We start from the raw sequence: 25,872 nt of genomic DNA, 5'->3' as shown, positions 1-25,872 counted from the left end.
ACTGACGAAGTCAGTAACATCTATACGGTAAGGCGACGTTGACGTGGTTTGAAGAGATTTTCGAAGAGTATTAGATATCATTTTTGAGATTAAGAATCGTCAAAAGAATAGCTAGCAAGGAAAGGACAACAAATAGCATCCAAGTCAACTGTATATTCCATACAGCTATAAGTGAAAAACAGGCTGTTCCCACAGGTATGGACAAGGTAAACAATAAACCTAAAAAATTACTGGTACGAGCTAGAACCTCTGGGGCTAGATTTTTCATGAGCATGGCACTAATCTTTGGCGAAACTTTACCAGACACATACAGAGTTAAAAAGAGAAATAGTGAACCAAGTACGATTTGATTGAATAAATTAGCCAGACCAATTAGAGTGAGCCCTACGGTAGCCCACATCATCAATCTAGGCAGGGACTGCTTCCCAAAATAATCATTGCCCGTAAGGCTACTGATGATGATTGCTAACAAAACACAGACTTGATTGATAAATAATGCCTCTGTGTAAGAAAAGTCCAAAAGAGAATGGCTCAAAAAGAAGATATTATAAATTCCACCCAAAGCGCCACCCAAGGCATTGATAAGCAAGACAGCAAAGAGCATAAAACCAAAGTTTTTCTGTCCACCTTTAAGAAAAACGAGACGTAAATTTCGATAAATCGTTAGAAACTGGTCTTTGATAGGAAGCTTCTCATTTTTTAGTGATTCACCATCAGCAGATGACATTGACAGACTCAATTTGCTTCTTCCTAAAAAGAGAACAGAAGCTGATACGAGGAAAAAACAGGCATTGATTCCCGCAACGAGGGAAAAATTGTTGACCGATAGACCTAAGAGCCAGACTCCAAAAGCTTGACCCCCAATAGCTGAAATATAGGTGATGAACTGGGAAAAAGAATAAGCCTCCATCAGATCATCTTCAGCTACTTTTTCTTTAATGAGAGGCATGCGCAGGCCACCTGCAAAATCACTGATGACATCACTAATGACATTGATTAAACACAGGCTAGAAAAGGCAAAGAGACTAGCTTGCTGTACAACTAGGGCTGCTAGAAAAAATAAAACCGCCTGAAACAAACCGCTATAGACCATCCATTTGACCTTGTCCCTCGTATAATCTGCCCGAATCCCTACAAAAACTGTAAAGAGAGTCGGAAGAATCATGATAATATTCGCCGTAGCAACAGCAAAAGATGCTTGTTGCAAGGTCGATGCATAGACGATAAAGACCAGATTAAAAATCGAAGCACCAAAAGCATTGAAGAAGCGTGACAAAGTCAAGAGTCGATAAGCTTGATTTCTAAACAATAATTTCATAGGTAATCTCCCTTCTTGTTCTAATCCCTATATGAAGTATGACTATAGTATAGCACTTAGAAATTCTAGAGGAAAAACTTTTGAATATATGCAACAAATAAAATGAGCAAAAAGAAACGATAGAATTGCTCCAGTGACACGAGAGAGCCCATCAGTTCTATCGCTTAAAATTTCAAATTATTTTCTTAGTTTGCAGATATTCAACAATCGGTCGTTTTTCTATAGTATTCAGCAGATTTATTACAGCCAAGCATCTCAAAAATACGGACAGCATCTTCCATCTTTTTCTGACCTTCCTTGACTCTGCCTTGCTTGCTATCAAGGAGACCCTCTGCCCACAAATAGACAATTCGGAAATAGGTTTCATTTTCATTGTAAAAATGCTCTTCGATAACACGTTTAAAATAAGAGGCATTAGTAAATTCTTCACACTCAATGCTGGCTAAAAAGCCATTCAATAGTATAGTGTGAAAAAGGTTTCGATTGCCAGACATTTCCATTAGAAAATCAGATTTACGTACCATTTCTCGTACATATCTAGTAAAAAGAGAAACAGATAGAAAGGCTGAACTGACTGAAAATAAATTGAGTTCATAGATTCCCCAGATCTCGGTAGAAAACAGATAGTCATGAAGGACTTTCCCCTCCTCTGCCGTTAACTCTACCCTTTCGTCCATGCTCTTCATATAAGACTTTATAAGAATGGCATTTAGAATATGTTTCTGTTTGTTTTGAGAATGGGCATGCTCTTGATACTCCCTGCGATACAAGTCCTCAAGCGGAGCTATATTCTTTGGATCCAAGACATCTATGATTTCTTTTCTCAACTCAGAATCTGTATCATACTGAAAACCTCTCGCCAGAAAGAGGATTTCCTCCACACTGGCCGATATATTTTCTAGGGCAAATAGAAACTTTTCCACCGAAAGCTCACTCTGACCTGTTTCAAAGCGGGACAACATAGACGGCGAAAATTGTCCTCCAGTTGCTTGTCTCAGCGAGATATTTCTTGACTCTCGTAATTGTCTAAAGACTTTTCCAATCTGCTCCATAGGCTTCCCCTTGATTCCGTATTTTCTTCATTTTATCATATTTTTCAGAAAATTCATCAAAAACTTGCCAAATTGTCAGAATTATGAGAAAATAGAGGATATTTATCACGTGGAGGGACTGTAATGAGAGACGATATCAAAATCAATGACCGTGCTTTGGCCTTAAAAAACCAAATTATCGAAAAACTAGAGAAGGTTTTTGATACAGATGTGGAATTGGATGTTTACAATCTAGGGCTGATTTATGAAATCAATCTGGACGAAACAGGCCTCTGCAAGATTGTCATGACCTTCACCGATACTGCCTGCGATTGCGCCGAAAGCCTGCCTATCGAAATCGTTGCAGGTCTCAAACAAATCGAGGGTATCGAAGATGTCAAGGTTGAAGTTACCTGGTCGCCTGCTTGGAAAATCACACGAATCAGTCGCTACGGCCGTATTGCCCTTGGACTACCACCTCGTTAAGTAGGCAAATTACTCTTGAAGATGAAAAAAAGCAAGCCGAAGTTGGCTTGCTTTTTAAATTTACTTTTTACCTGACTTGTCCATATTCCAGAAGTCTGTCACGGCTCCGCGTGAAGCAGATGATACGATGTGGGCGTATTTACCGAGGACACCACGGCTATAAAGTGGTGGCAAGGTTGTTTCTGCCTTGCGTTTTTCAAGTTCTTCTTCGGATACTGCCATGGAAATTTCTTTGGTATCTTGGTCAACCGTAACGATATCGCCTGTACGAAGGTAGGCAATTGGTCCACCATCCTGAGCTTCAGGAGCGATATGTCCAACAACCAGACCATAAGTACCACCAGAGAAACGGCCATCCGTCAAGAGGGCCACCTTATCTCCCTGACCTTTACCGACAATCATTGATGAAAGTGATAGCATCTCAGGCATACCAGGACCACCTTTAGGTCCAACAAAACGAACAACGACTACATCGCCATCAACGATTTCATCAGTCAGAACGGCCTGAATTGCATCTTCTTCTGAGTCAAAGACCTTAGCGGGACCAACGTGACGACGCACTTTAACACCTGACACTTTAGCAACCGCACCGTCAGGGGCAAGATTCCCGTGCAAGATGATAAGCGGACCATCCGCACGTTTTGGATTTTCAAGTGGCATGATAACTTTTTGACCTGGTGTAAGGTCTGCAAAGTCAGCCAAGTTTTCAGCAACTGTCTTACCAGTACATGTGATGCGGTCACCATGAAGGAAACCATTCGCCAAGAGATATCTCATAACCGCAGGCACACCACCAACTTCGTAGAGGTCTTGGAAGACATACTGACCAGATGGTTTCAAGTCGGCCAAGTGAGGCACACGTTCTTGGATCGTATTGAAGTCCTCAAGTGACAAGTCAACATTGGCAGCATGAGCAATGGCAAGCAAGTGAAGAGTGGCGTTTGTAGAACCACCGAGAGCCATGGTTACAGTGATGGCATCTTCAAAGGCTTCACGAGTCAAGATGTCTGATGGTTTGAGACCGAGCTCCAACATTTTAACTACAGCACGTCCTGCTGCTTCAATGTCTTCTTTCTTATCAGCTGATTCAGCTGGGTGAGATGAAGAGCCTGGCAAACTCATACCTAGAACTTCGATAGCAGTCGCCATGGTATTAGCAGTATACATACCACCACAGCCACCAGGGCCAGGGCAGGCATTACATTCAAGACGTTTCACGTCCTCAGCTGTCATATCACCGTGATTCCATTTTCCGATACCTTCAAAGACAGAAACCAAGTCAATGTCCTTGCCATCAAGATTTCCCGGTGCAATGGTTCCACCATAGGCAAAAATAGCCGGAATATCCATATTGGCAATGGCAATCATAGAACCAGGCATGTTCTTGTCACAGCCACCGATAGCAACAAAGGCATCGACGTTATGACCACCCATAGCCGCCTCAATGGAATCCGCAATAATATCACGAGATGTCAAAGAGAAACGCATACCAGGCGTTCCCATGGCAATCCCGTCCGCTACAGTGATAGTCCCAAACTGCACAGGCCAAGCACCTGCCGATTTGACACCTTCTTTGGCTAATTTCCCAAAATCATGCAAGTGAATGTTACATGGCGTATTTTCCGCCCAAGTCGAAATGACCCCAACAATCGGTGTTTCAAAGTCCTTATCTGTCATACCAGTCGCACGAAGCATGGCACGGTTTGGTGATTTTACCATACTGTCATAAATGCTACTGCGGTGACGTTTATCTAATTCAGTCATTTGTTCCCTCCCATTTCAGTTTTTACTATTATAGCACATTTTAAAGGCAATGAACAGAAGAAAATTCTTGAATTTTCAGAAAATTTCGATTAATTCGGTTGATGTTCTTCTTATTTTTTCATCTTTTTTTGTCAAGTAACTTTACTTTACAAAAAAAATGTGTTATCCTAGTATAGTTGATGAAAATCAGTAGATTGAATCGAATATAAATACCTAAAGGAGAAATCAAAATGGCAGTACCTGCACGTCGCACTTCAAAAGCGAAGAAAAACAAACGTCGTACACACTACAAAGTAACAGCTCCATCTGTAAACTTTGACGAAACTACTGGAGATTACTCACGTTCTCACCGTGTATCACTTAAAGGATACTACAAAGGACGTAAAATCGCTAAAGCTGCATCAGCTGAATAATAGAAGGGAGATACCATGCGCGTAAATATTACACTTGAACACAAAGAATCTGGTGAACGCTTGTACCTTACTTCTAAAAACAAACGTAACACTCCAGACCGTCTTCAATTGAAGAAATACTCACCAAAACTTCGCAAACACGTTGTGTTTACAGAAGTGAAGTAAGCATTCAATACGAATCAATACAGAAGAAAAACGCTGATTCAAGCGTTTTTTCTTTTTGTCAACTACCTTATATTTCAATTCAAACTTTACTTATCCTACAATCTTTTTTGTAAAACTGATTTGAATCAGGTAATTTTAGGACTCTACTTAACCAATGTCATCATTGTTTACCTATATTATACATGATGTGCAAAATGGAAATTGGCAGCGCGTGTACTAATTTCAGTGAAGCTGACTCAAACAACAGGATTCAGCGTTATAAGATTGCGGAACGACTTCTGAGGAATATCAAAATAAAAACTTGAAATATTGGGTGTTATATGTTAGAATGAACTTACAATATGAGTAAAGTTACAGCATATGTAACTAAAAAGCCCCACCGTGCCACCGATGGGGCTTTTTTGCTACCCTCTTAAAGGGTTAACCATTACTTCTTACGTTTCTTAAGCCATAACTTGAAAAGCTCAGATAACACGTTAATAAGTAACAGAGCTAGAAACACTGTGAGTAAAGTTTCTAACATCGGCAACACCTCCCTTCCTTAAAGTGAGGGGGCCAAAATATAGTAGATTGAAACTAGAATAGTACATTTGGACTTCTAATACTCAATGAAAATCAAAGAGCAAACTAGGAAGCTAGCCGTAGGCTGTACTTGAGTACGGCTAGGTGAAGCTGACGTGGTTTGAAGAGATTTTCGAAGAGTATAGAAATTGATTTGATTGTCCTGATTGATTTGTCCTATTTTTATTTCGTTTCACTATGTTATATCATTTCCAAACAAAAACGCCTTCACATGTAGGCGCTATTTTTTCTTGAACAAGCGGATGTAGTCCTGTTTGCTATGAATAATATCTGATACAAAGACAGATTTTCTGTCCTCTAAAATATGATAGAAGGCTAGGTAATCGCCTAAAATGATGCATCTGGTTTTGTGAGGTGGGTATATAATACATCCTACTCTTTCGTCATCATCAAATCCTGCTTCTGGGAAGACTTCAAGACGCTCCAAACCATAAAGAATATTCTTAACTGTGTTTGCTCCTGCCTGCTCTGAAAAATAGTTAGCTGAGATATAGTCTTTAATACCTCTTAGCTGTTCTTGCACCGTTTCGGATATAATGAGGCTATATGCGTTCTCGTTAAATTCCAAGGTTAGCCCTCACTTCATCAAGGTTGTAAGTTCTTCCATGTTCTAAATCGTCAAAGCTACGGGCAATTTCAGCACGCAACCCTGATAGAAGTTCTTCTCTTTCTTTATCTACTTGAGTTTCAAATGGCAAGGCTTTATTTTCTACAATGTGTTCTAAAAACAAGTTAAAACTGGCTGTCATATCAAGATTTTGCGATGTGATAATAGCTTTAGCCTTCTCTAATAAGTCTCTGTTAGTCTTAAAGTTTACCTGTGTGTTTTTTTCTAAAACATTCATGGTAGTACCTCCTTTAGACTATTATATCACTTTAAACTATACAGGTCTAGTTACGTATAGCTACTTATAGCTGGATGCTTAAAAGCTATTCTAAAATGTAAAAAAGCACTAAGGGAAAGCGCCCCAAAGTGCTTAATATCAAGGCTCCAAAGCCTATCTGATTCAATAAAATATTACAACATTTTGTTGTAGAATTCAACGACAAGTGCTTCGTTGATTTCTGGGTTGATTTCGTCGCGTTCTGGCAAGCGAGTCAATGAACCTTCCAATTTTTCAGCGTCGAATGATACGAATGCTGGGCGTCCAAGAGTAGCTTCTACTGCTTCAAGGATAGCTGGAACTTTCAATGATTTCTCACGAACTGAGATCACTTGACCTGGAGTTACGCGGTATGATGGGATATCAACACGTTTTCCGTCAACAAGGATGTGACCATGGTTTACGAATTGACGAGCTTGACGACGAGTAGTCGCAAGACCAAGACGGTAAACAACGTTATCCAAACGGCGTTCCAAAAGAAGCATGAAGTTGAAACCTAGGATTCCGCCTTTGATTTTTGTAGCTTGTACGAACAAGTTACGGAATTGTTTTTCACCTACACCGTAAGTGAAACGAAGTTTTTGTTTTTCAGCCAATTGCAAACCGTATTCTGACAATTTAGAACGGTTGTTTGGTCCGTGTTGTCCTGGTACGTAGTTACGACGTGCCAATTCTTTACCTGTACCTGTAAGTGAAAGGCCAAGGCGACGAGCTTGTTTCCAAGATGGTCCTGTATAACGTGACATGTGAATGTCCTCCTGATATAAATAATATTTCGGTGGAAATAGTCACTTAGAAAGCCCTGATTCGTGCAGATGCCCTTCGCCTAAACAGCCAAGGTTACTTATCATAAGACACCTGTTGACGAGCTTCATGCTTTCCTGCTGATATTTCACACAAAATCCATTCTACCATGAATAGCTAGATTTGTAAAGGGGGTTTAGACTTTATTTTAAGTTAAGAACAAGGGTAAAGGTGCTTCCGAGGCCGTACTGGCTGCTGACTGTGATTTCTCCACCTAATTGATGGGCCAATTCACGCGCAATCGCAAGTCCTAAGCCATGACCACCCGTTTTCATGTTACGAGAAGTTTCGACACGATAAAGGCGCTTGAAAATATTCTCCAAATCCTCTGGAGCAATGCCCTGTCCCTCATCGGTCACACTGATTGAAAGCTGGTTCTTCTCCAGCTTAGCCACCACTTCCAGCTTGGTTCCTGGAGCAGAGTATTTAAAAGCGTTATTGAGCAGATTCACCAAGATACGAGAAAGCTTAGCATAATCTCCTTCAATCCGGGCAGACTCTGGGATTACCTGTAAGTGGACATCTCTTCTCTCCTGCTCAATCAAGAACTGAAATTCACTCATGCATTCAATCAAGAGCTGATCCAGAAAAATACTGTCTTTACTAGTCATATCCGCCTGATTTCTAGCTGTATTTAGAGTCAAAAAATTCAACTCCTCAACCAGTTTATTGAGTCTTTCCGTCTGGCGTCCAATGGTTGCTAGATAATGAGCTTGCTCCGACTCCTTGATAACCCCATCCAAAATCCCTTCTACCGTCGCTTGGATCGAAGTGATAGGAGTCTTAATATCATGCGATAACTGGGCAATCATCAAGCCCTTTTCTCGTTCGCTTTCTTCCAAGGAATCAAAGCTTGCCTGCAAATCATGGGACATTTCATTAAAAGCTTGCCCTAATTGTTGAAATTCTAAAGGGCCTTGAACCTCCAAATTTGAAGGAAAATCCTTGTCCGCTACCCGCTTGGCATGTTCCTTGAGTTTGCCCAACGACGTAAAGACCGGTGATAGGAGAAAGAGACTAATCCCAGCACCGACAAGGCTGGCAACGATGGTCATCCCAAGCAAAAAGTAAATCTCGCTTTTCTCAATCAGCATTTTTTGAACAGCCCAAAAAACAACCAAAATGGTTAAGAGGGTTGAAATAATATATCCAACCAAAATATAACTTTTTAGTTTCATGTTTGTCCTCTCGGTTTCTCTATCTTATATCCCAACCCCCAAACGGTCTTAATAGTGGGCGTTTGGTCACTACTATATTTTGCCAACTCCTGTCGAAGAGCATGGATATGCACATTCAAGGTATTGGTATCATCCACATAGTCTTCTTGCCAGACCTTTTCATAGAGGTCTGTCTTGGAGAAAACTCGCTCTGGATTGCTAGCTAAAATCCACAGCAATTCAAATGATTTAACAGTCAAATCCAGCATTTCTTCTTCTATTTGAACTTCATGACTACTATGATTCATTTTCAGATTACCAAGGGAAATCAGCTCTGTTTCGCCCCCACGATGAAGGCGGCGCAAAATATTATGGACCCGCAAAACCAGCTCACGAGGGCTAAAGGGCTTAGCAATAAAATCATCTGCTCCCAAGCTCAGACCGTAAATCTTGTCCTGTTCACTGGTCTTAGCAGTAATAAATAGGAAAGGCTGCTCTGGTGATAAGTATTGAACTTCACTGATTAAATCATAACCATCCATCCGAGGCATCATGACATCTGTGATAATCAAATCAATCGGTTTTTTCTTGAACAGCTCTAGCGCTTCCAGTCCATCATGGGCTACCAAGACCTGATAACCTGCCTGAATTAAGTATCTCTGATGAATATCGGTGATTTCTACCTCGTCGTCAACGAGTAAAATTGTCTTTCCCATCTGTCTCTCCTTTGATAAAAACAGTGCTATACTGCTTTAAGTATAACACTATTTCTATTGTTTTACGATGATTTTAATCTGCTATTGAAAGAAAGTCCTGATTGCTGATTGAGTTGGTAAACTAGCCTTAGTCAGCCCACTATCCATCATTTATTTCCTTAGCTGATTAGTTTTCTTCTTTTTTGTTTTTCAAACCTAGACCACCGAGTAAACCTGCAAGTGCAAGCCCAAGGAAACCAATACTTGCCATTGATGTTTGAGCTTCACCAGTATTTGGTAGCATAGCTTTATCATCTGACATCATCTTGTCTGACATCATCGTATCAGACATCTTGTTAGCAGAAGCAGCCATGTTTTCACCTGCCATCGTATTGGTAGAGCTTGTCATAGTGTCAGCAGGCATGCTATCTGTAGTACCTGGAGCTGGAGTCTCAGTCTTCATACCTGATTTTTCCATTTGGTCATTTGCTGGCATTGCTTTATCAGTCTCTTTGGCTGGTGCCATCATGTCCTTATGGTCAGTAGCTGTTTGATGAGTCGCACCTGTAGCATGACTGTGATTCATCGGAGTCACGCCAGAGCCAGAGTTAGAAGGTGAGAAAGAACCATTCGCTGTGTCTGATGTTTCTTTAACATTTATCTTAATAGTAACTTGTTTAGTTGCTACGACATTTGTCAAGTCAGCTTTACCATCTTTGTTACCGTAAACTTTAACAGTAGCATTGTAAGTCTGAGTACCATTAGCACGAAGCTGATCGATTAAAGCTTGACCTTGTTTACCAACAGTATTGCCATTTAAGTCTACTTCATAGAAATATTGACCTTTTGTTTTCACATTTTCTCCTAATGGAGATAAAGCAGGATTTTTAGCTACACCATTATCAGACCATGGAGCCTTGTCAGAAGCTTTTAGTAATAGACGAGTCAACATACCATCACCAGCGAATAGTTCATAAGGAATTACTTGGTTTACACCGGCTGTGAATGGACCTTTTCCTTCAGCTTTTTCAAGATAAGCAGCAGGAACATCGATACTGTCTTTAATGTTATCTTTAACAGCTTTTTCGACAGTTTCTTTAGCAACTAATCCATTGATGTTGATGTCTACATTTTTAGTAGCAACTAGATTAGTCAAGTCAGCTTTACCGTCTTTATTTCCGTAAACTTTAACAGTAGCTTTATAAGTTTGAGTACCATTAGCACGAAGCTGATCAATTAAAGCTTGACCTTGTTTACCAACAGTATTGCCATTTAAGTCTACTTCATAGAAGTATTGACCTTTGGTTTTCACGTTTTCTCCTAATGGAGATAAAGCAGGATTTTTAGCTACACCATTATCAGACCAAGGAGCCTTATCAGAAGCTTTGAGCAAGAGACGAGTCAACATACCATCACCAGCGAATAGTTCATAAGGAATTACTTGGTTTACACCGGCTGTGAAAGGACCTTTTCCTTCAGCTTTTTCAAGATAAGCAGCAGGAACATCAATACTGTCTTTAACGTTGTTTTCAACTGCAGAGTTAACATCGCTTCTTGTTACAAGACCGTTCAAGGTAATATTTACTTTACGTTCCTTGACAACCTTAGTCAAATCAGGTTTATCTCCGGCTGCTTCATAGACAGTTAGGGTAGCTACATAGGTATTTGTACCATTAGTACGAAGTGTATCTAATAAATCCTGACCCTGCTTACCTGTGGTGTTACCATTCAAAGATACTTGATAGTAATACTTGTCATCAGGTAAATTTTTCACTGGTGGAATTTTCTCGTTTTGAGCGACACCGTTATCTGACCATGGAGCCTTGTCAGATGCTTTGAGCAAGAGACGAGTCAACATACCATCGCCTGCGAAAAGTTCATATTTAAGTGGTTTGTTTACACCAGCCAAGAAAGGACCGGGAACTTTGGCTTGTTCTAGGTAGCCCGCTGGGACATCAATACTGTCTTTAACATCCTCATCGACAGCTTTTTCAATATCTTCTGGAGTTGCTTGTGTCCCTGCCACATCATCTGTATCTACAGCGTCTTTTAAGACATCTGTTAGCTCTGGATTTTCTTGAGCTTCTTCACCTTTTTCAAAAAGTGTATCCAGACGAGAAGGGCTTGTTTCCTCGCTCACTTCAGTTCCTTCTGTAGTTGTCGGAAGTGAATTCGTATTTCCAGCAACGGCCTCAGGTTTCGCTTCAGCAAGAACGGTGTCTCCCTGAGTTTCTGCTAAGTCACCCTCTTTCGTTACCGATTCCCCTTCAGGTAAGACTTGAGCAGGGGTTGGATTGAGCCCATCGGCACGTACAGAACTTGGCTGACCAACTAGGACAAAGAAGCCACTAGCCACAACAACTGAGGCAACACCGACACTAAGACGGCGAATAGACCAACGAGTATATCTTTGATTTGGATTGAATTTCATAGGATTCTCCTTAGAGTTTTTCTTTATTTGATGACTCTAGTATAATCTCCTAAAATTAAAAAGGACTAAGAAAAAGTTAAAATTTTTCTTAAATCCCTCTTATAAAATACTTATATCAATTAAATCCATAAACAGATTTGGTGATTTGATAGACGACATTGGAAAGTTTGCGGGCTGGCAAGACCGAATGTTTGGTCAAACGGCTGAGCATGGTTTTGCGAATAGCCTGAAAGACCTCTGGATTTTCCTGCTGAATATAGGTCCACAGCTCCCGTTTTTTGGCAAGATGCTCTGCTGTTCCAGCTCGATTGAGCAGGGCACTGGAAATCACCGTCGTGATTTCAATATGATTCAGCAGATATTCTCGCATTTTGGGGTGGCTCACTTGGGATAAATCAAGCTGGTCTACCAAGAGTCGATTGACTTTCAGTTGCTGGTCAATGCGCTTAATCATCACTTGCTCATTGACAGACTGGTCCTCACGCCCAATCAAATAACGATAGAAATCGACAGGTAGATAGTACATGGTTTTGACCTGCTGAAGGGGGGTAAAGACAAAGAGATTATCGACATAAAAAGTATGCTCAGGCAGTTGGAACTGGCTCGCTCGCAACAAATCTGTACGGTAAATCAGCGAGTGCATCATGATATACTGCCCTTTTGAGAAATTTCCGACCTGATCCCAGCCAAAAATCTGCCGAACAGGCAAGACTGACTCATAACTCATACTCTTCTTACGAGACTGACCTTCCTTTTCATAGACAAAATTGGTCACAAAGGCGTCAACCTCTTGACCCTTGCTCTCAAGTTCCTGCAAGGTTTCAAGAATTTTCAAGTAGGCACGAGGATCCACCCAGTCATCACTGTCAACTACTTTAAAATAGCGCCCAGAAGCCTCCGCCAAGCCGCGATTGACCGCACCGCCATGGCCTTTATTTTCCTGATAGATGGCTCTAACGATGCTAGGATACTTGCTGGCTAAACGCTCAGCTATTTCCTGAGTCTGGTCCTGAGACCCGTCATTGATAATCAAAATCTCAACTTGCTCACCACCAATCACTAGCGACTCCACACAGTAATGAAGATAGGCTGCAGCATTATAGCTAGGAATGGCGATAGACAATAACTTCATAATCTGCTCCTTAGGGGACTGATTTTTTCTTATACTCTTCGAAAATTAAATTCAAACCGCGTCAACCCTATCTGCAACCTCAAAACACTGTTTTGAGCAGCCTGCGGCTAGTTTCCTAGTTTGATCTTTGATTTTCATTGAGTATTACTCTCTCTTGTCACTTCTTTCTATTTTACCATAAAGTCCAGCCTTTGAAGAACTTTTACTAGAATATAAGGCTTTTGTCTCTCTTTGCCATCTTGGGCATCAAAAAAGAGGGAAGCTCCCTCTTTTACGAATTCAATGCTGCTAGGGTATCCAAATACTGGTTGTTGATGACTGCCAAAATATAGGTATCTGCCTTCAAGAGGTCATCTGGTCCAAATTCAACATCCAATGGGGAATTTTCCTGCTCTCGGAAACCCAAAATATTCAGATTGTATTTGCCACGGAGGTCTAATTCACTCAAACTTTGACCTGCCCAAGACTGAGGAGTCTTCATCTCCACAATAGAGACATTTTTATCCAACTGAAAGACATCAACACTATTATGGAAAAGAATGGTCTGTGCTAGGGACTGCCCCATTTCATACTCTGGCGAGATAACCGAGTCAGCTCCAATCTTTTCTAGCACTTTCTTAGCTGTATGGCTTTTGACCTTGGCAATAACAGTCGGTACCCCCAAACTCTTACAGTGCATAACCGCAAGCACACTCGACTCCAGATTTTCACCTGTCGCGACTACAACGGTATCGCAGGTATCAATCCCTGCTGATCTCAATAATTCTTCATCTGTGATGTCACCAATCACTCCACGCGCCAAAACTGGCTCAAACTGATTGATGCGCTCAGCGTGGTCATCAATAGCGATAATATTCATATCCTGCTTGGCTAGGGCAGCTAGGACACTGCTCCCAAAAATTCCCAAGCCTAAAATTCCAATCGTACGATCTGACATGCTCTTTCCTTTCTTAACCAATACTAATATCTGCTTTCATATAGTGAATCATATCTTTCTTTTCTGGATGGTAATCTGCTAGACTGACCAGCAGGGTCAAGGGACCAATTCGTCCGATAAACATGAGAACCATAATCACACTTAGAGCTAATTTCCCTAAATCTGGAGTTAAATTTGCCGTCACTCCGACTGTCCCAAGAGCAGAAATGGTTTCAAATATGAGGTGGATAAAGGGAGGATTTCCCTTGGCTGTGATCCCTAGTAAAATCAAGCCCAGCAAGAAGGTCATCAAAAAGATAATAAAGACACTAAAGGATTTTTGAACCGTTCGTGGCGCAATCGTTCGTCTCGCAACATTGGCATGAGGCAAGCCCAAAAGCTCACTTCGCGCAAAGACCAAGAGGACAAAAAATGTGGTAATCTTGAGCCCCCCAGCTGTTCCTCCTGGAGCCCCACCTAGAAACATCTGCAAGATATAAATCAATAAGGTAACAGGACGAGCCATGCTGTAATCAATTGTCCCAAAACCAGCCGTTCTCATGCTGACAGTTTGGAAAAAGCTGACCAAGACCTTATCTGCAACAGGGAGATTGCCAATCGTCCCTGCATTGTTCCATTCAAGAGCGAGACTACTCACCGTCCCAAAAGCTAGGAGCCCCACCGTCAGTAATAAAACCAGTTTGGTGTGAAAATGCAGGCGCCCTTTTTTCTTTTTCCCTATATGCGTAGCAAGGTCAAACCAGACCATAAATCCAAGACCGCCTGTAATAATCAAGCCTGCGATAACCAGATTGACCAAGGGATCAGTCTGAAAAGCAATCAAGCTCGTACTTCCAAAATTATCAAAACCTGCATTACAGAAGGCGGATATAGCTAGAAAAATAGCACTAAAGAGACCGCGCCCCCAGCCAAGTTGAGGAACAAAACGAAAACTGAGGAATAAAGCTCCTAAACCCTCAACCAAAAAAGTCGTGAGAAAAATAGAATAGACAAACTTTCTCAAAGATCGAGTCTCTCCATAACTAAAACTATCCTGAATAGTTGCACGGCTACGAAGACTAAGCTTTTGCTTGCTCTGGATATAGAAAACCCCAATAAAGGTCATGAGCCCCAGACCACCAATCTGAATCAAGAACATACAAATGAGCTGACCCCAAATATTGTAGGTGTCAGCGACAGGCTGGGTAAAAAGTCCTGTCACACAGACCATGGATACGGTTGTAAAGAGATGGTCGAAATAAGTCGCTCGTGAGCTTTCAACTTGGACAAAAGGCAAGCTCAAAAGAAGAGAGCCTAGTAAAATGACCAAGGCAAAACTCAAAAAAATACGACGGGCTGGCGATAAACGAGATAAGCCTAGCTCTATTTTTTCCTTAGATAATTTGAATAACATGTTTCCATTGTACCATAAAAAGCTCGAAATGACTTAGATAGGATAAGGCAAAATCCACTAACACCAAGCCTAAAAAATGCCACCTTTTTGTTGATAGTCTAGGCAATAACAAGCCTCGTTCAAGAGTTCTTGATAATGTGACTGTAAGACAGGAGCTTTTAACGCCAGCTACTCACTCTATAGAAAATGAAACACACCATTTTGAATCTGAAATAGTAGGCTACAACTTCTCAAACATTACTAGAAATTGATGCAACTTACCTAATCAATTTGTTGAGATTTTATTTCATATTACCACAATAAAAACGCATAGTATCAAGGTTTTTCACCTGATATGATGCGTTTTTCTGATTTTAAAGATTTTTCCCAATCTCAACATGCGTCCAAAAAGAGGAAGATGACCTCGTTTAAACATATTTTTGCAAAGTATGAGCTAGACATTGTATGATAAAGCAGACCTTTTGTCAGCATAACTAAAGGAGGTGAACACTTGCTAAACTCAGTTCTAGCGCCTTATCAAAAGCTTCTGAACCCCAGTCACGACTATCGTACTGATCCAAGTCTGCTAAGGAATCAGCTGTGAACAACAATTCACCCCAGAGGACCCCACGCAATTGCGCTACTGCCGCAAGCGCAGAACACTCCATCTCCACAACAGCACAGCCTTCTTCCTTGCGATAAGCCACCTTTTCAGCCGTTTCTCGGTAAAAACCGTCTGTAGACCAGGTCATGACTTCTTCATAAGGAATCTCTCTGGTTTCCAACACTCGCTCAATAGCAGCAATAGCCTCTGGCTGCATTTCCATATAACGAGAAGGCGCCACATAGTGGTAACTGGCTCCTTCATCTCGCAGAGCGCGAACAGGGACTAGAAAGGCATTTTCCTCTATATCGGCTAGCACACCACAGGTACCTGTGGAAATAATCTGCTCCACACCATAGCCAATCAACCAATCCATAAACTGGGCTGCTGGAGCTGAACCAACAGGAGCCTGAGCCAGACAAATCTCCTCGCCCTTGTAGTTGATGACGTAGACTGGATAGGTCTTGGTGGCAGAAACGAACTCACCGACACAATCCGCCCCTACTTCCTGAGCATAGCGGTCAATCTCCTCACCTAAAAAGGCATAGACACACTTCTTAGGCAACTGCAAATCCAACCCCTCGTGATTGGGCATGATGACCGCCTGAGGATTATCATCAAACTCTAAAATGGGAATCGCATGTTTCTGAATCATAACCTACCTCCTCTAATTTTGTACTATTGTATCAAAAACTGACCGAGTGTCAAGGAGGAAGCTGATGAACTGGGGAGAGAAACAATACAATAACAATATTTTTGACAGAGACTCTTTTTAATGGTACAATGGACTTGCTTAAAAGTTCGATGAAATAAGCACATAAGAAACACCACCGGTTGCCGCCAGTGGTGTTTTTTTGCGCTTGCTCAAGGCGCTCAGGCTATTTCTTTTTCTTGTCGCATTTGCTTGCTACAAATCGGATAAGCCACTCCGATAAGACATTCGCTAGTGTACCAGCAAGAATAGGTAGCAAGACAAGTTCGATGAAAACGCACATAAGATCACCTCCTGCCTGCGCAGTCTAGTGTTTGCGACCTTACTATTGTATCATCTTTGACTGAAAATAAATAGAAAAAATCATTGACATCATCTAGTCATCCACAAAAACTCTCTCCTACACTAGTACTTCTTGCATCAAAAACATCCCAGTTACAAGATGATTTAAAATTGATCAATGAAGCAGACTTGCTAAGATATAGAGTAGGTAAATGTGGGTTGGGTAAAAAATATAGAAGAAGTTTTTATCTCCACTCCGCTTTTCTCTCAAGGAAAAGAAAGAAATTAGCGGATTTCCCTACAATAAAATTCGTGTCACCATTGACCAAAATCTAACCTATCGCGATGAGAATGTCAGTTTATTCTCAGGAAAGGACGGTTTCCCTCTACTAAACGAGGACATTGTCATCATGGAAATTAAAGCTCCAGGTAGAAAACCCCAATGGCTACAAGATATTCTCGACCAATATGGACTGGTAGAGCAGAAATTTTCAAAATACAGCTGCGCCTACCACAAGTCTCAGGGGCTGGACTATAGCCCACGACCAAGCACAGAAAGTGTAGGTACTACTTATGTCTAATCTTTTCAACTCCATTTTCAACGACACAACCGCCACTGCCAATCCCATCCAGCTCTTTTTAGCTCTCTTAGTCAGCCTGATCTTAGGTTTAGCGCTGACCTGGGCCTACAAACACCGTACCCTTTATACACGGGAATTTGCTGTTAGTTTGACCCTACTCCCCTGCTTGATGACCTTGGTCATCTTTCTGGTAAATGGCAGCCTAGGAACCTCTATCGCCGTTGCAGGAACCTTTAGCCTCATTCGTTTCCGTTCAGCCACCAGTGGTTCGAGAGAGCTAATTGCTATCTTTCTTGCCATGATTATCGGGCTGGCAGCAGGGACAGGCTATCTAGCTCTAGCGATTCTCTTCACCGTCTTTATCTTAGCGGTATGGCTTCTTTTAGAGAAACAACAAAGCAAGAGCAACCACCAACGCCGCAGACTATTAACCATCACAATCGCCAACCAAGAAAAGCAACTCCAAACTATCCAATCTGGACTGGCACAATTCTGTACTGAGTTAGACCTCATCTCGATTGATATTAGCAATGATGGAGAACAAGTCACCACTGTCTATGAAGTTGATTTCAAGGCTCAAACTAACGATTTCCAAATCATCAATTACCTCACTAAAAAACAGGATACTTACCAGGTTTCCCTGACCAAGAATGCCAAGAAGAGAAAGAATTTGTAATTTTCAAATCAAATAGCAAACTAAGAGTCTCTTGAGTACCACCATTCTTTACCAATCAAAAAAAACTCCGTAGTCTCTAGCGCCATAAATCCAGCTAGAGATTACAGAGTTATTTTTTAATCTAAACTTCCTACAAGAGTATATTATCTACTGAAAGGATATGGTATTTGTAGGGAATACTTTAAAGAGTTCTTACAGGAAGTCAGTATTAACTAGTTATATTAGGCTTATACTCTTCGAAAATCTCTTCAAACCACGTCAGCTTCACCTTGCCGTATAGATGTGACTGACTTCGTCAGTTCTATCTGCAACCTCAAAACGGTGTTTTGAGCAGCCTGCGGCTGGCTTCCTAGTTTGCTCTTTGATTTTCATTGAATATTAGTTTACCCATTCACCATTAGCATTGACTCTATAGCCATCTACAGTTGTGTTGACTGCAAGGGCACCTGAGCCATTGACATAGTACCATTCGTCTGATACTTTGAACCATTGGCTTGCTTTCATAGCACCTGATGCTTCAAGATAGTACCAAGTACCTCCATCTTTAAGCCAACCTGTTGCCATTGAACCATTAGCGTTTAGGTAGTACCATGAGCCGTTGACTTTAGCCCAACCTGTTGCCATAGCGCCGTTAGCGTTTAGGTAGTACCATGAACCATTGTATTGGAGCCATCCTGTCGCCATAGCGCCATTGCTGTTGAGGTAGTACCATGAACCGTTGTTTTGGAGCCAACCTGTTACCATAGCACCATTAGCGTTTAGGTAGTACCATGAACCGTTGTCTTGTAGCCATCCTGTCGCCGTTGAACCATCAGTATTGTAGAAGTACCACATACCGTTTTCTTGTTTCCAGCCTGTTTTTGGAGCGGCTGGTTTAGCTGGTTCTACTACAGAATATGAGCTGTATGATGGAACATATGATGAGTATGAAGGGACATATGTCGGATTAGATGGTCTTGCAGGAACAGAAGGTTGTGCTGGAGTTTCAGCTGGTTTTTCCGCTGGTTTCTCCGCCGGTTTTTCCGCTGGTTTTTCCGCTGGTTTTTCTTTAGCTTTATCTTCTTCTGCAGCTTTCTTATTTAATTCATCGATAAATTTTTCAGCTTGTTTTGCAGTTAAGCCTTTTTTGAAGCCTTCTACAATTTGTTTTCTTGTTTCATCTGATGCTGCTTTTAATGCTGCAATTGTATCAGCTTTTGCTTTTGCTTCTTCTGGACTATTAGTTTCAGCTTTTTCTAATTCTGCGATTGCTGCTTTCAATGCTGCATCATAGTTTGCTAAAAATTCTTCCTGAGCTGCTTTCTCTTTTTCTGCTGACTTTTTATTTGCATCATCGATTGCTTTTTCAGCGTCTTCTGCAGTTAAGCCTTGTTTGAAACCTTCTACGATTTTAGCTTTTGTTTTATCTGCTTCTGCTTTTAATTTTGCAATCGTATCTTGAATTTGTTCTTCTATTTCAGGATTATTTTTTGCATCTTCTTCTAATTTTGCAACCGTATCCTTTAATGCCTTGTCAAAATTAGCTAAAAATTCTTGTTGAGCAGCTTCTTCTTCCTTAGCTTCTTGTTCCTCTGCTACTTCCTCTTCTTTAGCTTTTTCTTCTACTTCTTTTTCAGCGTCTTCTGCAGTTAGACCTTTTTTGAAGCGTTCTTCATAGTCAGCTTTCTGAGCTTTAGTTCGTTTTTCAAATTCATCAATAAACCCTTGAATTTGATTTTCTAATTCTGAATCTCCTTTTGCATTGTCTAAATATTCTTTTAATTCTTTAACTGTAGCTTCTGCAGCTTTATCAAAATTAGATAAGAATTCTTTTTGAGCAGCTGCTTCTTCCTTAGCTTCTTGTTCCTCTGCCACTTCCTCTTCTTTAGCTTTTTCTTCTACTTCTTTTTCAGCGTCTTCTGCAGTTAGACCTTTTTTGAAGCGTTCTTCATAGTCAGCTTTCTGAGCTTTAGTTCGTTTTTCAAATTCATCAATAAACCCTTGAATTTGTTCTTGTAATTCTGGATCTTCTTTTGCATTGTCTAAATATTCTTGTAATTCTTTAAGTGTAGCTTCTTTAGCTTTATCAAAATTAGATAAGAATTCTTTTTGAGCAGCTGCTTCTTCCTTAGCTTCTTGTTCCTCTGCTACTTCCTCTTCTTTAGCTTTTTCTTCTACTTCTTTTTCAGCGTCTTCTGCAGTTAGACCTTTTTTAAAGCGTTCTTCATAGTCAGCTTTCTGAGCTTTAGTTCGTTTTTCAAATTCATCAATAAACCCTTGAATTTGGTTTTGTAATTCTGAATCTCCTTTTGCATTGTCTAAATCTTCTTTTAATTCTTTAACTATAGCTTCTGCAGCTTTATCAAAATTAGATAAGAATTCTTTTTGAGCAGCTACTTCTTCCTTAGCTTCTTGTTCTTCTGCTACTTCCTCTTCTTTAGCTTTTTCTTCTACTTCTTTTTCAGCGTCTTCTGCAGTTAGACCTTTTTTGAAGCGTTCTTCATAGTCAGCTTTCTGAGCTTCAGTTCGTTTTTTAAATTCATCAATAAACCCTTGAATTTGGTTTTCTAATTCTGAATCTCCTTTTGCATTGTCTAAATATTCTTTTAATTCTTTAACTATAGCTTCTGCAGCTTTATTAAAATTAGATAAGAATTCTTGTTGCTTCTCTGATAAAGATTGTTCAACAGCTTGTGGAGCGTCTTCTGCTTTTACAACAGTAGGCTGAGACGCAACAAAACCAGCCCCTAAGATAGCGACGCTGGCTAAACTTGTTAAAATCATTTTTTTCTTATTCATCATTTACCTCTTTTCTGATAATCATTTTCAGACTATACTATATTAAGTATACCCCCCCCACAAATCTTTGTCAAGTGTTTTATATTAAATTTTTGTTACATTTTTGTTCGGAATTTTATTTGTTTTATCAAAGTTTTTGTGAAAATCGTTTTGAAAACTTTGATATTTCTTTACATTTTCTTTCCTAGAGTTTCTCTTTTATTCTGGTGTGTATTTGCTTCTCACACTGCTTTTCTATTGCAGATGAGACTCAATGAAAATCAAAAAGCAAACTAGGAAGCGAATCGTAGGTTGCTCAAAACACTGTTTTGAGGTTGCAGATAGAACTGGCGAAGTCAGTAACATATACCTACACCAAGGCGAAGCTGACGTGGTTTGAAGAGATTTTCGAAGAGTATAAAGCTCACATTCCAGAAATAAACAGATACCAAAAGCAAATGTTCAAACTTGATTTTTGAATTAGGAATACTCCAGCGATGACTCGTCCTTATTTTCAGTGAATAGCAACTGACTCGAGACACTCCAAAAAAGAGGTCAATGTTCGCCATCAACCTCTTTCTTATCGTTCATTCTTGTTGCTAGTGAGACGGATAACTTACCTCTCAGTCGGCATGTTCAGCCTAGTTTACCCATTCACCATTACCATTTACACGGTAACCATCTGGTGTTGTTGTGCTCACAGCCAAAGCTCCAGAACCGTAGGCATAGTACCAGTGTGGTCCAACTTTAAACCAACCCGTCTTCATGATACCTGATTCATCAAGGTAATACCAGGTACCATTTTCCTTGTACCAGCCTGTTTTCATAGCTCCTGAGCCATCAAAGTAGAACCATCTGCTACCATCTGTTCCCCAGCCTGTAAACATAGCACCTGAATTGCTCAAATAATACCAGCTACCAGAAACTTTTACAAATCCAGTCTGCATAATACCTAAGTCATTCAAATAGTACCATTTACCATCTGTTTTCACCCAGCCTGTCTTCACATCACCAGACTCATAAAAATACCACTTGCCATTAGACTGCACCCAGCCAGACTGATCAGATGTGGATTTTCTGAAATCTTTCAGCGGTGTTTCTACAACTATAGCTTTACTTTTAACTGTTGAAAGGTTTGAGGCAGTCACTTCTGTGTACTGAACAGCAGAACCATATCCACCAGCCAATTCCTCTGAAGAAGCATCATCACCTAGAGTTTGAGCGATTGTAATAGCTTTGTATTGATTGTTAGGATTTTTAAAAGCTGCCATTCCCATGTGTGTAAATTTAGGGTTAATTAGCGACTCATAGTGACCAGATTTCCCGTTGTCTGAACCACTATTTTTTTTCTTCACATAATCTGCTTTTTCAGAACGCCATTGTTCAATAGCTTTTAGAAAACCGTCATGATTCCATGCCAAATTTTCTCCCATCATGCTGTTACCAGTTGGAAAGGCGCTCCAGATTTCTTTATTAGAAAGACGCTCATGTTTCATAGTCACAGATGCTTCTGTAGCTCTAACAAAAGCTGCCTTTTCTAGGTCAGTTGACCATTTGATAGGGACATACTTATCTACCAAACCTTCGTCAGCTGCTTCTTTACGAATAGCATTAATGGCATCCAAAATAGATTGTTGATGAGGAGCTACAAATTCTCCCTTGATTCCAACCAAAACATTGCCACTAGAAGGTTTTAGCACCTCTGAGGTCAATACATTACCATCAGCAGATTGCGTTGCCACCAATCTGTCATTGGCAAAAACATCATTTGTCAAAACTGCTCCTGCCAAGGTCAAAGCCAAGGCACTAGCAAATACAATTTTCTTCATTGTTTACTCCTTATATCTTTTGAATCGTATCTTGATAAATACTTTTTAACACCTAATTATATCATATTTTCCTACTATTTGTCTTTGCTTACCTATTCCTAAATCCCAAAAGTAGGCGCAATGATTCTTTTATTTCACAACAAGCTCATAACGTGTCTTACTGGTGAAGGTTTGACCAGCTTTGAGAATGACTTGGTCTTTGAGGTCACTGTGGATGGCATCTGGTAGAGCTTGCGCCTCAAGGGCAATCCCATTGTGCTGTACCATTGGCTGACCTCCTATGATGACACTCTCATCCACAAAGTTTGCTGTGTAGGCTACAAAGCAAGGGGCCTCTGTCTTGAAAAGAAGGAAACGACCTGAGTTTTGGTCATAAAGGAATCCAGCATTGTCATGGCCTGCAGGAAGGGCAAATGGATGATCCAAACCAGAAACTAGTTGGATTTGCTCATCTTCTTCTGCAAAAATGTCTTTCAACAAGGCACCATTGTAGATGTGGTTGACCACATCACGATTGGCATCTGGAGTTTTTGCAGGAACACCGTCGGGAGCGATTGGGTAAATCCCCTCTGTGTTAAGTTGGAAGACATGACGATCAATCGTCTGCGAGAAATCACCAGACAAGTTGAAATAGCTGTGGTTGGTTGGATTAACCAGCGTATCCTGATCTGTCGTTACCTTGTAACTAATTTCATAGGCACCAGTTTCTTCCAAGTGATAACTAATCCAAATCTTGAGATTTCCAGGAAACCCTCCTGTCCCATCTGTACGCTCTGTGTAGAGGGTCAAGCCATGGTCGCTCACTTCAACTAGTTCAAACAAGCTAGAATCCCAACCAGTTGAACCACTGTGATTACAGTTGCTAGCATTATTAACCTCAAGGTCATAGGTCTTGCCATTGAGCTCAAATGTCGCGCCTGCAATACGACCCGCTACAGGACCTACGCTAGCTCCATGCTTGGGACTATTACCTACATAGCTGTCAAAGTCAGCAAATCCCAAAATAACATTGGCAAAATTTCCAGCCTTGTCAGGCGTTACATAGCGCAAGATGGTCGCACCATAAGTCATAACCTCAAGCTGGTAGCCACCGTCCGTCTCAAAGCGATAGGCCAAGACATCTTGTCCCTCAACATTTCCAAATACACGCTCTGTGTATGCTTTCATTATCTTCTCCTTTTACTATTTCTCTCAATCAAACAAACCATAGAAAGCGTACTGACAATCTATGGTTTATCTGATAATTTACAAATCCTCTTGTCAAGAATTCATAAACACTGTCTTATACTCAATGAAAATCAAAGAGCAAACTAGGAAACTAGCCGCAGGCTGCTCAAAGCACTGCTTTGAGGTTACCGGATAAGACTGACGAAGTCAGCTCAAAACACTGTTTTGAGGTTGCAAATAGAACTGACAAAGTCAGTAACATATACCTACGGCAAAGCGTCGCTAGTATGGTTTAAAGAGATTTTCGAAGAGTCTTACTTTTGATATTCGTGGATGATAACACCTTGTACCACACGGTTTACTGTACCTGTAGGAGACGGTGTATCTGGTTTATTTTCTACCTTGAGTGAAGTCAATAGGGCAAAGAGTTGGGCATAAACGATGTAAGGGAAAACACGGTAAATATCATTCAAGACACCGCCACAACCAAGGGCCACTTCTTTGACATTTTCAAGACCAAAAGCTTGATCACTCAAAAGTACAACACGACGAGCAATCTGATCCCCTGCAACTTCACGAACTAAATCCAAGTCGTACTTGCGAGTGTAGTCTGTCGTTGTACCAAAGACCAAAACAACTGTATCTTCATTGATAAGAGATTTTGGACCGTGACGGAAGCCAACTGGACTTTCATACATGGTCGCAACTTGACCAGCTGTTAATTCCAAAATCTTGAGCTGAGCTTCATGAGCAAGTCCAAAGAAAGGACCAGCTCCTAGATAGATGACACGGTTAAAGTCTAGATCAACAAGCTCTTTGACATCTTCTGCCTTGTCTAAAACTTTACGTGCAATACTAGACACAACTTCAAAACGTTCAGCTTTCACAGCAAATTCTGTAGGATCAAAGACCAAGAGAGCTGTCAACATCATAGACGTAAAGCTAGAAGTCATGGCAAATCCAGCATCATTAGAGGCAGCTGGTTGCAAAAGCAAGAGATTGCGGTCATCACCATGGGCTTGAAGAGCCAATTTACCATCTGCTGCACAAGTAATGGTCACTTGATAAAGCTCATCTACCAAGGCTTTGGCCAAATCAACAGTCGCTACACTTTCAGGCGAGTTCCCACTACGAGCAAAAGATACAAGGACAGTCACCACATCTTTTTTCAAATAAGTTTCTGGATTGGCAACGATATCTGTTGTCGCAATGGCATTGAAATTCCATTTGCGTTCGTCGTAGACTTCCTTAAAGTAAGGTAGCAAGGTATCTCCCACATAAGCAGAAGTCCCAGCACCTGTCAAGATAACCTTGATATAGTCATGTTTATCAGCAATCCCTTGCAGGAAGGCTGCAATTTCTTCACGCTGTGCTTGATAGGCTTCAAAAGCTTCTTTCCAGACATCAGGTTGTTGGTAGATTTCACGTGTCGTAATTTCTGCACCCAATTCAATCAAGTCTTCTTTTGTATAATGTAGCATTGAGTTCCTCTTTTTCTATTAAAGATGGGAATGGGAGTAAGCCCCATTCCCATGTATATTCTATATAAAATGCTCTAACGATTTTCACGTTGTCACATCGTATACTCAATGAAAATCAAAGAGCAAACTAGGAAGCTAGCCGCAGGCTGTACTTAAGTACGGCAAGGCGACGCTGACGTAGTTTGAATTTGATTTTCGAAGAGTATTATTCATCTTCGTCATCATCGAAGCCCGCTAACAGGTCGTTAACTTTCACAATACTTTCTGCAGCACGGCTCTTATAGTCCGCATCTGCGCCTGTAAGGCTCGCATTGATAAATTCAATGACCATTGGAAGATTCATCCCTGCGTAGAGTTCGATATCACGACCTTCCATAATCAAACGGCTTACCACGTTACATGGTGTTCCACCGAGAAGATCCGCAAAGACTAGGAAATCATCCAAACCTTCAATAGCAGCTTCAAATTTTGCAGTAAAGTCTTCTGGGCCATCTTCTGGAAGAAGAGCTACTGTGTAAATGTTGTCTTGTGGGCCCATAATCATTTCTGTGCTACCTTTAAGTTCTTCACAGAAACGACCATGGCTCACCAAAATTAATGATTGCGTCATAA

General features: G+C 40.8%; 22 protein-coding genes and 1 pseudogene. 5 read left to right on the top strand and 18 right to left on the bottom strand.

Translation table 11 applies throughout. From position 1 onward, the window contains the following. Positions 1 to 70: 70 nt before the first annotated feature. Together HT714_RS08340 and rgg are read right to left on the bottom strand one after the other, a co-directional pair. Positions 71 to 1,318, bottom strand: a complete 1,248-nt coding sequence (locus tag HT714_RS08340) for a transporter (protein ID WP_173224737.1) — start codon at positions 1,316 to 1,318, stop codon at positions 71 to 73. Between the two features lie 200 nt (positions 1,319 to 1,518). Continuing rightward, complete coding sequence (gene rgg / locus HT714_RS08335) at positions 1,519 to 2,370, bottom strand: quorum-sensing system transcriptional regulator Rgg (RefSeq protein ID WP_173224734.1); 852 nt, start codon at positions 2,368 to 2,370, stop codon at positions 1,519 to 1,521. A 123-nt stretch (positions 2,371 to 2,493) separates the two neighbouring features. Between rgg and HT714_RS08330 the strand changes: the two genes are divergently transcribed. Then, the gene (locus HT714_RS08330; RefSeq protein ID WP_173224731.1) at positions 2,494 to 2,835 is read left to right on the top strand and encodes a metal-sulfur cluster assembly factor; all 342 of its coding nucleotides are present in this window, start codon (positions 2,494 to 2,496) and stop codon (positions 2,833 to 2,835) included. A gap of 60 nt (positions 2,836 to 2,895) precedes the next feature. Here HT714_RS08330 and ilvD read toward each other — a convergent pair whose 3' ends face one another. Continuing rightward, positions 2,896 to 4,599, bottom strand: a complete 1,704-nt coding sequence (gene ilvD, locus HT714_RS08325) for a dihydroxy-acid dehydratase (RefSeq protein WP_138336847.1) — start codon at positions 4,597 to 4,599, stop codon at positions 2,896 to 2,898. A gap of 230 nt (positions 4,600 to 4,829) precedes the next feature. Here ilvD and rpmF point away from each other — a divergent pair, with 230 nt between their 5' ends. Both rpmF and rpmG read left to right on the top strand, forming a co-directional pair. After that, positions 4,830 to 5,012 (top strand): 50S ribosomal protein L32, encoded by a 183-nt coding sequence (rpmF, locus tag HT714_RS08320; protein WP_000290417.1) that lies wholly within the window; start codon positions 4,830 to 4,832, stop codon positions 5,010 to 5,012. Positions 5,013 to 5,027: 15 nt separating this feature from the next. After that, a complete protein-coding gene (gene rpmG, locus HT714_RS08315) occupies positions 5,028 to 5,177 on the top strand; it encodes a 50S ribosomal protein L33 (RefSeq protein ID WP_001265622.1) in 150 nt (49 codons plus the stop codon). Between the two features lie 802 nt (positions 5,178 to 5,979). On the opposite strand, the gene HT714_RS08310 is transcribed toward rpmG, so the two are convergent. From HT714_RS08310 to HT714_RS08265, 10 genes are all read right to left on the bottom strand, one after another. Next, positions 5,980 to 6,327, bottom strand: coding sequence for a type II toxin-antitoxin system RelE/ParE family toxin (locus tag HT714_RS08310; protein WP_173224728.1), 348 nt, complete (start codon positions 6,325 to 6,327; stop codon positions 5,980 to 5,982). Beyond that, complete coding sequence (locus tag HT714_RS08305) at positions 6,317 to 6,604, bottom strand: type II toxin-antitoxin system RelB/DinJ family antitoxin (RefSeq protein ID WP_173224725.1); 288 nt, start codon at positions 6,602 to 6,604, stop codon at positions 6,317 to 6,319. The genes HT714_RS08310 and HT714_RS08305 overlap by 11 nt, the downstream gene beginning before the upstream one ends. 173 nt (positions 6,605 to 6,777) lie before the next feature. Further along, on the bottom strand, positions 6,778 to 7,389 hold the full coding sequence (gene rpsD / locus HT714_RS08300) for a 30S ribosomal protein S4 (RefSeq protein ID WP_000092756.1): 612 nt from the start codon (positions 7,387 to 7,389) through the stop codon (positions 6,778 to 6,780). 201 nt (positions 7,390 to 7,590) lie between these two features. Then, positions 7,591 to 8,625: a HAMP domain-containing sensor histidine kinase gene (locus HT714_RS08295; RefSeq protein ID WP_173224723.1), complete on the bottom strand. Its 1,035-nt coding sequence runs from the start codon at positions 8,623 to 8,625 to the stop codon at positions 7,591 to 7,593. After that, positions 8,622 to 9,320 (bottom strand): response regulator transcription factor, encoded by a 699-nt coding sequence (locus HT714_RS08290; protein WP_173213906.1) that lies wholly within the window; start codon positions 9,318 to 9,320, stop codon positions 8,622 to 8,624. The genes HT714_RS08295 and HT714_RS08290 overlap by 4 nt, the downstream gene beginning before the upstream one ends. Positions 9,321 to 9,486: 166 nt before the next feature. Next, positions 9,487 to 11,730, bottom strand: coding sequence for a PavB family fibronectin-binding SSURE repeat adhesin (locus HT714_RS08285; RefSeq protein WP_173224720.1), 2,244 nt, complete (start codon positions 11,728 to 11,730; stop codon positions 9,487 to 9,489). 115 nt (positions 11,731 to 11,845) lie between these two features. After that, positions 11,846 to 12,862 carry a glycosyltransferase family 2 protein gene (locus HT714_RS08280; RefSeq protein ID WP_173224717.1) on the bottom strand — a complete coding sequence of 339 codons (1,017 nt, stop codon included), beginning with the start codon at positions 12,860 to 12,862 and terminating at the stop codon, positions 11,846 to 11,848. Between the two features lie 271 nt (positions 12,863 to 13,133). Next, positions 13,134 to 13,799: a TrkA family potassium uptake protein gene (locus tag HT714_RS08275; RefSeq protein ID WP_173224714.1), complete on the bottom strand. Its 666-nt coding sequence runs from the start codon at positions 13,797 to 13,799 to the stop codon at positions 13,134 to 13,136. Between the two features lie 13 nt (positions 13,800 to 13,812). After that, positions 13,813 to 15,192, bottom strand: coding sequence for a potassium transporter TrkG (locus tag HT714_RS08270; protein WP_050236539.1), 1,380 nt, complete (start codon positions 15,190 to 15,192; stop codon positions 13,813 to 13,815). A gap of 473 nt (positions 15,193 to 15,665) precedes the next feature. Further along, positions 15,666 to 16,430, bottom strand: coding sequence for a nucleoside phosphorylase (locus tag HT714_RS08265; RefSeq protein WP_173219958.1), 765 nt, complete (start codon positions 16,428 to 16,430; stop codon positions 15,666 to 15,668). 596 nt (positions 16,431 to 17,026) lie between these two features. On the opposite strand from HT714_RS08265, the pseudogene HT714_RS08255 reads away from it, so the two are divergent. Together HT714_RS08255 and HT714_RS08250 are read left to right on the top strand one after the other, a co-directional pair. Beyond that, positions 17,027 to 17,350: pseudogene (locus HT714_RS08255) on the top strand (VTC domain-containing protein); the annotation flags it as partial. After that, positions 17,343 to 18,026, top strand: coding sequence for a DUF4956 domain-containing protein (locus HT714_RS08250; protein WP_173251774.1), 684 nt, complete (start codon positions 17,343 to 17,345; stop codon positions 18,024 to 18,026). The pseudogene HT714_RS08255 and the gene HT714_RS08250, both read left to right, overlap by 8 nt. A 378-nt stretch (positions 18,027 to 18,404) precedes the next feature. Here HT714_RS08250 and HT714_RS09950 read toward each other — a convergent pair whose 3' ends face one another. From HT714_RS09950 to HT714_RS08225, 5 genes are all read right to left on the bottom strand, one after another. Further along, positions 18,405 to 20,804 carry a hypothetical protein gene (locus tag HT714_RS09950; RefSeq protein ID WP_345890193.1) on the bottom strand — a complete coding sequence of 800 codons (2,400 nt, stop codon included), beginning with the start codon at positions 20,802 to 20,804 and terminating at the stop codon, positions 18,405 to 18,407. A 620-nt stretch (positions 20,805 to 21,424) separates the two neighbouring features. Then, complete coding sequence (locus HT714_RS08240) at positions 21,425 to 22,612, bottom strand: CAP domain-containing protein (RefSeq protein ID WP_112444886.1); 1,188 nt, start codon at positions 22,610 to 22,612, stop codon at positions 21,425 to 21,427. 129 nt (positions 22,613 to 22,741) lie between these two features. Next, positions 22,742 to 23,779, bottom strand: a complete 1,038-nt coding sequence (locus HT714_RS08235; RefSeq protein WP_173251772.1) for an aldose epimerase family protein — start codon at positions 23,777 to 23,779, stop codon at positions 22,742 to 22,744. A gap of 314 nt (positions 23,780 to 24,093) precedes the next feature. Then, positions 24,094 to 25,260: an SIS domain-containing protein gene (locus HT714_RS08230; protein WP_173251770.1), complete on the bottom strand. Its 1,167-nt coding sequence runs from the start codon at positions 25,258 to 25,260 to the stop codon at positions 24,094 to 24,096. 205 nt (positions 25,261 to 25,465) lie between these two features. Next, positions 25,466 to 25,870: a PTS sugar transporter subunit IIA gene (locus HT714_RS08225; protein WP_173224697.1), complete on the bottom strand. Its 405-nt coding sequence runs from the start codon at positions 25,868 to 25,870 to the stop codon at positions 25,466 to 25,468. Positions 25,871 to 25,872 lie beyond the last annotated feature (2 nt).

The sequence above is a fragment of the Streptococcus sp. 3705 genome, from assembly GCF_013277145.1.
Taxonomy (GTDB): Bacteria; Bacillota; Bacilli; order Lactobacillales; family Streptococcaceae; genus Streptococcus.
Note: the sequence above shows the minus strand (reverse complement) of the source record. Positions and strands in the feature narration are given on the sequence as shown.

Bases quoted from the DNA above. Each gene is read 5' to 3' on its own strand.
- HT714_RS08290 (WP_173213906.1), bottom strand. From the start codon at position 9,320: ATGGGAAAGACAATTTTACTCGTTGACGACGAGGTAGAAATCACCGAT.
- rpsD (WP_000092756.1), bottom strand. From the start codon at position 7,389: ATGTCACGTTATACAGGACCATCTTGGAAACAAGCTCGTCGCCTTGGC.
- HT714_RS08295 (WP_173224723.1), bottom strand. From the start codon at position 8,625: ATGAAACTAAAAAGTTATATTTTGGTTGGATATATTATTTCAACCCTC.
- HT714_RS08250 (WP_173251774.1), top strand. From the start codon at position 17,343: ATGTCTAATCTTTTCAACTCCATTTTCAACGACACAACCGCCACTGCC.
- HT714_RS08280 (WP_173224717.1), bottom strand. From the start codon at position 12,862: ATGAAGTTATTGTCTATCGCCATTCCTAGCTATAATGCTGCAGCCTAT.
- HT714_RS08275 (WP_173224714.1), bottom strand. From the start codon at position 13,799: ATGTCAGATCGTACGATTGGAATTTTAGGCTTGGGAATTTTTGGGAGC.
- HT714_RS08265 (WP_173219958.1), bottom strand. From the start codon at position 16,430: ATGATTCAGAAACATGCGATTCCCATTTTAGAGTTTGATGATAATCCT.
- HT714_RS08240 (WP_112444886.1), bottom strand. From the start codon at position 22,612: ATGAAGAAAATTGTATTTGCTAGTGCCTTGGCTTTGACCTTGGCAGGA.
- rpmG (WP_001265622.1), top strand. From the start codon at position 5,028: ATGCGCGTAAATATTACACTTGAACACAAAGAATCTGGTGAACGCTTG.
- HT714_RS08270 (WP_050236539.1), bottom strand. From the start codon at position 15,192: ATGTTATTCAAATTATCTAAGGAAAAAATAGAGCTAGGCTTATCTCGT.
- rgg (WP_173224734.1), bottom strand. From the start codon at position 2,370: ATGGAGCAGATTGGAAAAGTCTTTAGACAATTACGAGAGTCAAGAAAT.
- HT714_RS08235 (WP_173251772.1), bottom strand. From the start codon at position 23,779: ATGAAAGCATACACAGAGCGTGTATTTGGAAATGTTGAGGGACAAGAT.
- HT714_RS08330 (WP_173224731.1), top strand. From the start codon at position 2,494: ATGAGAGACGATATCAAAATCAATGACCGTGCTTTGGCCTTAAAAAAC.
- rpmF (WP_000290417.1), top strand. From the start codon at position 4,830: ATGGCAGTACCTGCACGTCGCACTTCAAAAGCGAAGAAAAACAAACGT.
- HT714_RS08305 (WP_173224725.1), bottom strand. From the start codon at position 6,604: ATGAATGTTTTAGAAAAAAACACACAGGTAAACTTTAAGACTAACAGA.
- HT714_RS08340 (WP_173224737.1), bottom strand. From the start codon at position 1,318: ATGAAATTATTGTTTAGAAATCAAGCTTATCGACTCTTGACTTTGTCA.
- HT714_RS08285 (WP_173224720.1), bottom strand. From the start codon at position 11,730: ATGAAATTCAATCCAAATCAAAGATATACTCGTTGGTCTATTCGCCGT.
- HT714_RS08230 (WP_173251770.1), bottom strand. From the start codon at position 25,260: ATGCTACATTATACAAAAGAAGACTTGATTGAATTGGGTGCAGAAATT.
- ilvD (WP_138336847.1), bottom strand. From the start codon at position 4,599: ATGACTGAATTAGATAAACGTCACCGCAGTAGCATTTATGACAGTATG.
- HT714_RS08225 (WP_173224697.1), bottom strand. From the start codon at position 25,870: ATGACGCAATCATTAATTTTGGTGAGCCATGGTCGTTTCTGTGAAGAA.
- HT714_RS09950 (WP_345890193.1), bottom strand. From the start codon at position 20,804: ATGAATAAGAAAAAAATGATTTTAACAAGTTTAGCCAGCGTCGCTATC.